Below are 9,879 nucleotides of genomic sequence, written 5' to 3' on the forward strand. Positions count from 1 at the left end.
CTATTAGCGGAAATTTGCATAAAACACGACCATTTTACCTTCCTATATTGTACAAAATTTAATGATAATGTCAAGTCCCTAAAAAATAAAGTTTTCTGACAATAGGATAAAAGGCGCTTTTCGGGAATTGAACTAATCACAATTAACCGGGAATTGGCGATTAATTTAAGGCGTTGTAAAGCAGACTTACGGGATAATTGGCGGTCAAAATTAGGGAGTGTGGTGGCGACCATAAAAAACCCAAACCGCGTGGCGATCGCTCAATATTTCACTGATATCTTGATTAAGGTTCATCAAAGGTCGTTCATCCCATAATTCCAAAGCAATTTTAGCCACATAAACCCAGAGACTGACTTGGGAAGGTGATTCGTCAATATGGCGTTTTAAGTATTTCCAGACTCCGCGAGTAAAATTTACATAATCACCCCTATCTTTTTCATCATCAAAGTGGTCACTAGGGGAGAAAATGAATTTCAGAAAATCCTCAAATAAATAATTAGGAATCACCGCATTATGATAATTTATCCCCAATTGATAAGCCGGCTTATATAGCATAGCAGCCAACCAAGATTGACAACAATTTTGAACAGAAAAACCCTGAGAAACCCGGATTTTTAATGATTCGACAAACTCAGATTCGCTGGGGGTCAATGTCAACTCACGGATACCACTATTAAGGATAATTTTATGTACTTTTCCTTGAACACCATCAGATAATTTTTGCAAGGAAGCAGCCTCAGATTTAAGCCAGAGCATAGCCGTCAGTTTTCGCAGGAGTCGAAGGTGTTGCTGGGTAGGTTGATGATGGGGGTTATGACGATATTGATTAACCAATTCTTCGGCTAAGTTTAGATAATCTTGGGGAGACTTAGACAACAGTTGATAAAAGATATATTCTTTGATATTTAACCCCAAAAACCGATAGTCAGGGTCAATAATCATTTTCCGATATAGTCGGCTATAGTCTCGGATATTCTCACCAGCGATAATATTGAGTTGAGTTTGTTGTTGGCGATGAATTCGCAGGGTAGATAAGGCTTTATCAACAAAGGCTATTTGATAATCTGCCATAATTCTAAACCACATATCTGCATCTAATAATTGATGTAGGTCGGGGTCAAAGCCTCCTAATTGAGCAAAGACATTACGCCGAATTAAAACAGTTGTCGGTTCGCCGATTTTATTTAACCGACCTCGGAAGCATTTAGGGTCTGATAATAATTGGGAACCGGGTTGAATGGTTTTTAAGTTTGACCAGTCTTGATGCAGGTTTTGGGTTCCTTTGTAGGCGGCTTGACATTGGGGATGAGTCTGGGAATTATCATCAAGGATAATATGGCGGCGGGAGAAAACTAAACCAATTTCTGGGTTGGCTTCAGCCATAGCCACGAGTTGTTCTATACAGTTGGGTTCAAGGGTATCATCTTGGAATAGGAATTTAACATATTTTCCTTGAGCTTGGGAAATACAGAAATTGAGGTTATCAACTAAACCATAGTTAATATGGGTGAGGATACGAAAAGGGATAGGTGATGAGACTTGCAAAGATTTGGCGATCGCTATAGTATCATCTATGGAACCATCATCGGCTAGGATGATTTCACAATTACTATAGGTCTGGTTTAAGGCGCTGAGAATTGCTTCTCTAATAAAGGTTTCGCCGTTGTAGGTGGGAATGCAAATACTGACCAAGGGAGGAGTTGTCGTTTCCGGTGACAATTCCATAATGGGAACTGAACGTATATCAGTAAAGTTTTGGGTAGCATTGTGAATAATTTGCAGGCGAGACAAAATGCGATCGCCGATAGTTTGAGGACTTAATTGGGTTCTGATATCGGTAGCTGCTTGCTGACCAATTTGATGAGCAGCTTCTGGGTAGTTAACCACATATTGCATTAACTCAGCTGCCTGTTTAATATTGGGGGCAGCCCACACATTCCCCGGTCGATAGGGTCCGTCTGTTTGGTCAATTAAAACTCGCCGATATTTGACCAAAAAACTATTGGCTAAATTCATAAATTCCGTATTGGAAGAATAGCCAGTAGCTATGACGGGTTTACCATAAAACATAGCTTCCGCCATGGTTAAACCAAAACCCTCGGAACGATGTAGGGAAATATAACAATCACAGTTATAAACTAAACCATTAATTTGTTCCCGTGATAAATAGCCATCAATAATTTGAATGGCTGGACAATTAGCGATCGCTTGAAAAAGGTGATTTCTTTCTTTGGGGAAACGATCAGAGTTAGAACACTTTAAGATTAACACCACATTAGTAGGATGATTTCCGAAAGCGGTTTTAAAGGCTTCTACTACTGCCAAGGGATTTTTGCGTGCTATGCGGCTATAGAAATCAAACATAAATAAAAAGATAAACTTGTCGGGGGGAATTGATAAATTTTCCCGACTTAAATTTACCTCTGGCAGTGACACGGTAGGCATCATTTTAATTACGGGAATTGGCGACACCCGCCGAATAGCAGAGACACAATAATCACTATAAGTCCAGATTTCGTGAAATAGAGAAAATGCCTTAACCCACTCTGGGGGAAACTCTGGTAATTCCCACGCCCAGAAACCGATATTATATCGATTTTTAAAATAGTCAGCACCGACAAGTTGAGCAAATCTCAACACATCATTAGCATTAATTTGAATTAAGTTTATGGGATAAGGATGTGCGGAAGTAAAATTGTCAAAGCTATGATCTTGTTTCCGGTGAGGACTCCCGGTAAAGTTATTAATTGCCACATTTAAGTTAACCGCTTCCATAGCCCTCAAGGTGGCGCGTACTCCTTCACCAATGCCAAATTCTCCATTAACAAAGCCAGCGACATTAACACCTAATTCGGGAGTTATAACTTCCGGTTTTTGGGAAGGTGCGACTGTTTCTAAATTGGCTAAAGTTTGGCTATAACTACGGGAAAACCACAATAATCTTCGTAACTCAGCGGCGTTATATTGAGCGATTTCGGTAAACTCTTCTGGTGGGATAGCCTTCTCGGTTAATAAGTGCAAGGATGAACCGTTAGAGTAAATATTCAAGCCGAAGTTTTGGGCGATTATTTGTAATGATTGGGGTGTGTAAATAGCTATATGCTGTCCTTCCTGGGGTGCATAATACCACCACTGACCAGGGTGGGGATTATGGGGGGGGATAAGTTCGGTTGAGAAGAGAATATTTTTAGATAATTTCAGGATCTTGTTGATTTCATCTAGGGGGTTAGCGAAATGTTCAAATACTTCAAAGGCGGTGATGAGTTCATAGGGGTTGTCTGGGTTTAAATTGGCTTCTAACCCGGTGGCTAAAAAATTGGGACAGAAGCTATCATACCAGTCAAATTTAAAGCGGATATCTCGCATGAGGCGGACTAATAAACCATAACCGCCACCATAGTCGAGAAATTGATTATCGGGATTAAAAAATTTGGTGATGATTTGGCTGGTTAGTTGCGCTAACATGAGATTACGGAAAACTAAACCATCGTCGCTGTTAGCAATGGGGTGCTTATAGGCTTCTGGCAACCAGTAGGGATTTTCGGTTTGCACAAATCCGCAATTCTGACATTGAAAATAGTTAACATTATATCTGTTCAAAACTATGGTTTTACCGAAGGGTATCGTAGCGGAGTCACAAATTTTACACTGCATAATTTACCGATTGTATTAATCACAGACGATACTCTACTCCCTGTCAATGGGTTTTGACAAGGGGGAGATCATGGTAAAATGGTGGGAAAGTGTGTCTAATTGCGAATATTTGGGCGCACTATAGCCAACAGGATTATAGTTTAAACAATCATTGGGTGAAGACATTGAATTCGGAATTGTTGAGGGTGTTACCTATAGATGCCCGTGTCATTGTTGAAATTAGCGATCGCCCTAACCCAGATCTGAAGTCAGCCTATCTGCGGAATAACCCAGAATGCCAATATTGGCAGATTTCTCCCCATCAGGACTTGACAAAAAGCACAATTTGTGATTCGATGGGGAGGATAGATGTTTTGGTTTATGGCTGTGTCAATTCTCCGGATCAGGATTTTGGTAAACTGGTCAATGATTACAGTCGCTGGCTGAAACCTAACGGTCAATTTATCGCTGATATTCCTAACAGTCAATATTGGCGGCGGCTAGTTAGTTTACCGTTGGATAAGCCACAGTTGTCGGGTGTAGGTTTAAGTTTACAGGAAATCCGATCGCATTTTAACCAAGCGGGATTATATATCTATGAAGTGCGGACAAAAGGCGATCGCACTTGGGAGTTTAACCAGTTTTTAGAGAGACAGAAATCAGCCAATCCCTCTACTGTTGTCTACCTGAAAGAGTATAGAGCGCAAACGGTAGCGGAAAACTATCTAGTGCGGGGCATCAAGTCGAGTCACCCCCCAAGACGGCTATTAATCCAAACGGCAATCATGGCACCAACTGGGTGCGATCGGATTCGAGTTTTAGACCCCGATCGCTTTAGTGCCACTATTCCTGGAGTCCGCACCTTTTCTTCAGTCAGATCAGCGCGAATTATACCCACTATACCACAGGAAGCCAAAATTTTCATCTGGCAGCGCACCATCATGTCAGCGGGAGAACATCTTTCCGTGCTGAAAAGACTACTACAGGAAAACTATTTAATCATTGCTGAAATTGATGATAACCCCCTACGTCGCCGAGAATATGCAGATCATAATTATTTTAGTTATCGAGGCTGTCACGGTGTCCAAACCTCCACTAAACCTTTGGGAGTATTTCTGCAACAATTTAATCCTAATATAGCAGTTTTTCCTAACCAACTAACCGAAGTTTCCCCCCCACGCCATAATTATGACAACGAGAAAATCAGTCTATTTTTTGGTGCATTAAACCGCGAGAAGGACTGGGAACCCATTATGGCATCTCTAAATAAAGTTTTATCAGCCAATTCCGGTCGAGTCCTGGTGCGAGTAGTTCACGATCGCCAATTTTTTGAAGCCTTAGCCACCGACCAAAAAACCTTTGAACCTTTCTGCCATTATAACCGCTATTTAGAAATTCTGCAAAACTCCGATATCGCCTTACTTCCCCTGACCCCCACACCAGTTAATCTCATGAAATCAGATTTAAAATTCCTAGAATGTGCAGGTAGTGGGGTAGCCGTCCTCGCGAGTCCTACCGTTTATGAATTATCTATTCAGCCGGAAAAAACCGGGTTAATTTATCGGACGATCCGAGAATTTGAAACCCAACTCAACCGCCTAATTAATAACCATACCTTACGCCGCCAAATTGCCGAAAATGCCTATAATTGGGTTAAACAAAATCGGCTACTTTGTCACCATTACCAACAGCGTCACCGCTGGTATTTAGAAATGTGCGATCGCCTCCCAGAGTTAAACAGACAACTCCAGCAAAGAGTCCCGGAACTGTTTAATAATCCCTAGAAATAAATCCCCCCATGTCAGTGATATAGGGGGGATAAACTGTTAGATAAACTGTTAACTATCTAACACCCATTTTAACAGGATAGGGTTAACCAACTCCGGTGCTTCATCCTGGGGGCAATGTCCAACCCCCTCCAGAGGAATAAACTGTTTTACTGTGTCAAATTTAGCTAATTCTTGTCCAAGTTTTATCGGTTCCCATGGGTCTTCTGTCCCCCATAAAATTATCGCCGGACAGGGAAGAATGGGGAGTAAATCTTCTGGTAAAGGTCCTTGAGAATAAGTAGTAAAAGCCACAAAAACATCGACAGCATTGGGGTCATTGGCGGGGGTGATAAGCATGGTCACTAATTCATCGGTGACAGCCTCTTTGCGCCGATAAGCCTGTAGGAGGATATTACGGACAGTTTTAGGAGTAGCAAGTTGTCGAAAAAATAGCTGACTAACCCATCGTAAACCTAACACTTTTTGGGCTAATTCTGCACCCATACCCCGATACCAGGGTATTTCTGCCCTTTTGCGATCGTGTAATAGTCGCAGAGAACAATTTAATAAACCTACAGCGATCGCTATTTCTGGGTGAGAGACAGCCGCCTGCATAGCCACAATACAACCAATAGAATTTCCCACTAAAAAAGCCGGACTTCCGACCACCTCCCGACAAAAATCTGCCACTTGATCACCCCAAGTTTCAAAGGTATAAGATAGGCTACTACAGGGTAAAGGTTTAGCTGACCCACCAAACCCTAAAAGGTCGATCGCAAATACCCGACATTGATTAGCTAAAATAGGGATATTTTTGCGCCAGTGTCCCCAACTTGCACCAAACCCATGAATTAATACTACCGCTGGTCCTGTGTCTCCAGCGGCGCTATAACAGATAGGAAATCCTTTCCACAGCCAAGTTTGAGTTTCTACGGTAGTTGTTGTCATGGGAACAGTTAATCTTGAATAATTGATAATCGATAATTATAGCAATCTTCAATGATTAAGAATGGCTAATAGGTAACAGGGAATGGCAGAATTTGGTAATTATGAGGTGATCATTCCCTATCAGACAATTATCAATCATCCATTGTCGATAACTTCTTCGACTTCTTCCATGGTTTCTTCTATGGTTTCTTCTATGGTCGGTTTTTCGATGGGTTTAACAAATAAATTATTAGCCCTAACAAAACAATTGGCGGGAGTTCCGTCAGCTTTTTCTTCAATATATATCCACGGTTTCAAATCAGAATCCAAAGTGACAATAAACCCACCATAACTCAACTTACCAGTAAATACCTCATCAGTCTGTAAACGTTCAACCACCGGAAAATTGATAATGTTAGGAAAACCAGATTTTTCCGGGTTCCATACTTCTTTAATTGATTCAGAACCCATGCGACAATTTAAGCCATTGGGGTCGGGGTCAACTACCTGCCAATATAGGTGACTAGAATTGCCAATATAATCACCATTATCATTAGGTTGTGGTAAAGAAGTATCCGCTAAAACCCCTGCTGTACCAACGCCAAACACTAATCCAGCAATTAGAACTATCATTAACCCCAAAACTGGTAATTTCTTTAACATAATCTTCCTCTGAATATCTGACAAATATTTAGTCATGAATTCCCCCAATACTTGCTCTGGGCTACTCCTAGGGCATATGATCAGATATCAGGCGCAACCCGCGAGGTGGGTGGTCAGCAGAGTGTATGAGATACCTTACTGATTACCCTGAGTCTAACCTTCATCAACCGCCATAGGGATAGGGCGATTTGAGTTGGGGGGAACCCCTAGCAGCACTATCTCATCAAGTCCGGTAAGACCCCACAAGTTTTCCCTTCCCCGGTTGTCTGATATGTTTTTAAAAACTGGTGCGCCTTCCGCCTTTCCAGGGGTTGACGAGAACCCGAATCCGTGATAAGATTGGATATAGTGTTTTATAATTGAGTATAAAACACTAAAAAAATTATGCATATTCCCATTATGTAAAATATTAACCCATGGTCAAGGGATAAGTCAACCTATACCCCCCAAATGATGGGTTTTTTTACAAAAATTTACATATGAGCTGGGCTACTTTGTGGACAAGTGAGGCGTGTGAAATCCCCCAATTAATTTGCTAAAGTGGAGAATATGTTAAGATTCCGAATAATGGTCAACACAGACATTTCCCTGAGCTTTCACGCGCTATCTGACCCCCTACGGATTCAGATTCTAGAACTCTTACGCCACCAGGAATTATGCGTGTGCGAAATCTGCGAAACCTTAGAGGTTAGCCAGTCGAAACTGTCCTTTCATCTCAAAACGCTCAAAGAAGTGGGATTAATCAAAGGACGACAAGAGGGCCGCTGGATATATTATAGCATTAACCTGAGTCAAATGATTATCCTAGAAGAATATCTAGGGGAGTTTCGGCGATTTAGTCCAGTGGTTCCGGCTTTACCTTGCTCAAATTAATCATCATTTTCGGAGTTAGGGGGAGTGACTGGCTGTGATGATTGGGAGGTCAAGGCTTTAAGCGATCGCACTTCTTCCTGTAGTCGTTTAACCTCCTCTAACAATTGTTCATTAGACTGTGATAATTGCTGCGCCTGGCTACTAAGATAAGGGTCACTTTCCCACCAATTAATCCCAATTTCCTTAGCCTTATCTACGGAAGCAATTAATAAACGAATGCGGATACTTAACAATTCCGTAGACCCGACCGAGACGGAAATATCCCCAGCAATAACTATGCCTTTATCCAAAACCCTCTCTAGGATATCCGCGAGGGATGAACCGGAGGTAGACATCGGCACTCCGCGCTGAGGACTAGATGAACGTGATTGTAATGTCATTAATCACCCTCATAAACAACAAACAGGCGATTATCCTGTTGTGTCAAATAACTTTTTCTTAACAGCGAGCGCAAAGCATCAGTAGTTTGCACCCTGTTTAACCCCAAAGCTATCTCAATTTCGGAGACTCGCGCCCCATCAGAGTCTTTGATATAAGTATAGATTTTCTGTTCGGTATCGGAAAGATTATTAGGTACTGATGAAGTGGTCAATTCTTCCCTAGGGGGTAAAGCGATAATCTGGTCATTTTCCAGTCCTGATAAATGGTCAAATATCTGATGAAGTCGGCTTTCTAATTCAGCAATATCTCCAATAGCGCGCGATAAGAGGATATCACGGCAAACCTCTTGAAAATCGGGGTCAATGGGAACAATAGGGATATTATGTTCTTGACATATTCTGGCTAGCATCAAACTAGGTCGCAACCCAGAGGCTTTATCGGCGTTAGTTTGTTGTCTGGCTACCGTCTGAATTTTACTAGGGGCGATCGCATGGGTAGCCTCTCGGAATTGCTGCACTAATGTTACAATAGTTTGGGCTTCTTCCGGTGTAACTGCCACTTTTTGGATGAGGATTTCCTGTTGGGTAGCCTCGTCCGGTTCCGGCATATTCATGGTAATGAGGCGATCAAGTAAAGCATCCTGGGTGCTATAAACGCCACAGTATTCTTCAGGATTAGATGTAAAAATCGCCCGAAAATGGGGGTTAACCCTAATATATTCGGAACGGCTGTTATTGGGAGGCAGCACTAATAGTTTTTCCTCTAAAGCCGATAACAGAACGTTATTGACTTCAGGGCGGGAACGGTTAAACTCATCATAAACGAGGGTAAATCCTTCGCGACAGGCGAGGGTTAAACGGGAATCAATCCAGTTTTGCTTGAGTGAGTCTTCTAATTTAACTACACTGTGGATAAAGTTATCCACCACTTTTTTACGGGTGTAACCAGTTTGATTACCAATCATATCGGAGGACTTGAGTTCATCGTCCCCAAAAATCAACATAATCGGACGATTAAGCAAATCTGCCAAATGTAGGGCGAGGGTAGTTTTTCCGGTTCCCGCTGGTCCGCGCAAATGCACAGAAAACCCTGATTGAAGATACCGCAACGCCCTAACTGTAATTCTTTCAATGGCTGGAGTGTTAACAAATCCTTTAGGAACAGCACGAAGCACAGTGGTCATATTAATGTTAGATTGTAAGCTACCAGGCTAGGGATATTTTAGTCCCGAACCCTATTTTCATTTGATCTGTTGGCATAGTAGGCTTGAACGCTCTGAACAATCCAACCTTGGTTCAGAAGTTATCGCAAAGCATAAACGGTTTGAATGCGATTTAACTGCAAATCCTCCTCAATATCAGTCAATCGTACCCTCGACTGCTGATAAATGTAATCATAAACCCGTTCATCCGGGGTTAGGGGGATGAGGAACAACAGTAGTTGGTTTAGGCTGATTAGGGGGAACTGCTGGTTTTGTTGGTTCAGCAACCACCACAGCGGTAGGTGTTGTTGATTGGGCTGCTGTGGTAGTACTAGGCGCTGATTTAACCGCCTTCGGCTTGGTTTGAGGAACCAATGTTTGACTAGCCTTCGCCTTCTGAGGCGTTGCTGGGGTCGATTTCACCCTTTCACT

General features: G+C 42.1%; 7 protein-coding genes and 1 pseudogene. 2 read left to right on the top strand and 6 right to left on the bottom strand.

Annotated features, from left to right (window positions below; genetic code table 11):
* Positions 1–210: 210 nt before the first annotated feature.
* Positions 211–3,654: a glycosyltransferase gene (locus P5683_RS08885; RefSeq protein WP_315639697.1), complete on the bottom strand. Its 3,444-nt coding sequence runs from the start codon at positions 3,652–3,654 to the stop codon at positions 211–213.
* 89 nt (positions 3,655–3,743) lie between these two features.
* Between P5683_RS08885 and P5683_RS08890 the strand changes: the two genes are divergently transcribed.
* Positions 3,744–5,417, top strand: coding sequence for a glycosyltransferase (locus P5683_RS08890; protein ID WP_315641828.1), 1,674 nt, complete (start codon positions 3,744–3,746; stop codon positions 5,415–5,417).
* 54 nt (positions 5,418–5,471) lie between these two features.
* Here the strand turns inward: P5683_RS08890 and P5683_RS08895 are convergent, their stop codons facing one another.
* Both P5683_RS08895 and P5683_RS08900 read right to left on the bottom strand, forming a co-directional pair.
* A complete protein-coding gene (locus P5683_RS08895; RefSeq protein WP_006620377.1) occupies positions 5,472–6,350 on the bottom strand; it encodes an alpha/beta fold hydrolase in 879 nt (292 codons plus the stop codon).
* Positions 6,351–6,485: 135 nt separating this feature from the next.
* Complete coding sequence (locus P5683_RS08900) at positions 6,486–6,992, bottom strand: hypothetical protein (RefSeq protein ID WP_006670796.1); 507 nt, start codon at positions 6,990–6,992, stop codon at positions 6,486–6,488.
* A 567-nt stretch (positions 6,993–7,559) separates the two neighbouring features.
* Here P5683_RS08900 and P5683_RS08905 point away from each other — a divergent pair.
* The gene (locus P5683_RS08905) at positions 7,560–7,865 is read left to right on the top strand and encodes a helix-turn-helix transcriptional regulator (RefSeq protein WP_006620379.1); all 306 of its coding nucleotides are present in this window, start codon (positions 7,560–7,562) and stop codon (positions 7,863–7,865) included.
* On the opposite strand, the gene P5683_RS08910 is transcribed toward P5683_RS08905, so the two are convergent.
* The 3 genes and pseudogenes from P5683_RS08910 to P5683_RS08920 all read right to left on the bottom strand — a co-directional run.
* Positions 7,862–8,245: a gas vesicle protein gene (locus tag P5683_RS08910; RefSeq protein ID WP_006670797.1), complete on the bottom strand. Its 384-nt coding sequence runs from the start codon at positions 8,243–8,245 to the stop codon at positions 7,862–7,864. The genes P5683_RS08905 and P5683_RS08910 overlap by 4 nt on opposite strands.
* Positions 8,245–9,429 carry a gas vesicle protein GvpN gene (gvpN, locus tag P5683_RS08915; protein ID WP_006620381.1) on the bottom strand — a complete coding sequence of 395 codons (1,185 nt, stop codon included), beginning with the start codon at positions 9,427–9,429 and terminating at the stop codon, positions 8,245–8,247. The genes P5683_RS08910 and gvpN overlap by 1 nt, the downstream gene beginning before the upstream one ends.
* A 222-nt stretch (positions 9,430–9,651) precedes the next feature.
* Positions 9,652–9,879: pseudogene (locus P5683_RS08920) on the bottom strand (gas vesicle protein GvpC); the annotation flags it as partial.

Origin of the sequence: Limnospira sp. PMC 1279.21 (genome assembly GCF_032349615.1) — a bacterium.
GTDB classification, from domain to species: domain Bacteria; phylum Cyanobacteriota; class Cyanobacteriia; order Cyanobacteriales; family Microcoleaceae; genus Limnospira; species Limnospira fusiformis.

What these genes read in the sequence shown, in the direction of transcription:
- P5683_RS08885 (WP_315639697.1), bottom strand. Translation starts at nt 3,654, where the DNA reads ATGCAGTGTAAAATTTGTGACTCCGCTACGATACCCTTCGGTAAAACC.
- P5683_RS08895 (WP_006620377.1), bottom strand. Translation starts at nt 6,350, where the DNA reads ATGACAACAACTACCGTAGAAACTCAAACTTGGCTGTGGAAAGGATTT.
- P5683_RS08900 (WP_006670796.1), bottom strand. Translation starts at nt 6,992, where the DNA reads ATGTTAAAGAAATTACCAGTTTTGGGGTTAATGATAGTTCTAATTGCT.
- P5683_RS08905 (WP_006620379.1), top strand. Translation starts at nt 7,560, where the DNA reads ATGGTCAACACAGACATTTCCCTGAGCTTTCACGCGCTATCTGACCCC.
- P5683_RS08910 (WP_006670797.1), bottom strand. Translation starts at nt 8,245, where the DNA reads ATGACATTACAATCACGTTCATCTAGTCCTCAGCGCGGAGTGCCGATG.
- gvpN (WP_006620381.1), bottom strand. Translation starts at nt 9,429, where the DNA reads ATGACCACTGTGCTTCGTGCTGTTCCTAAAGGATTTGTTAACACTCCA.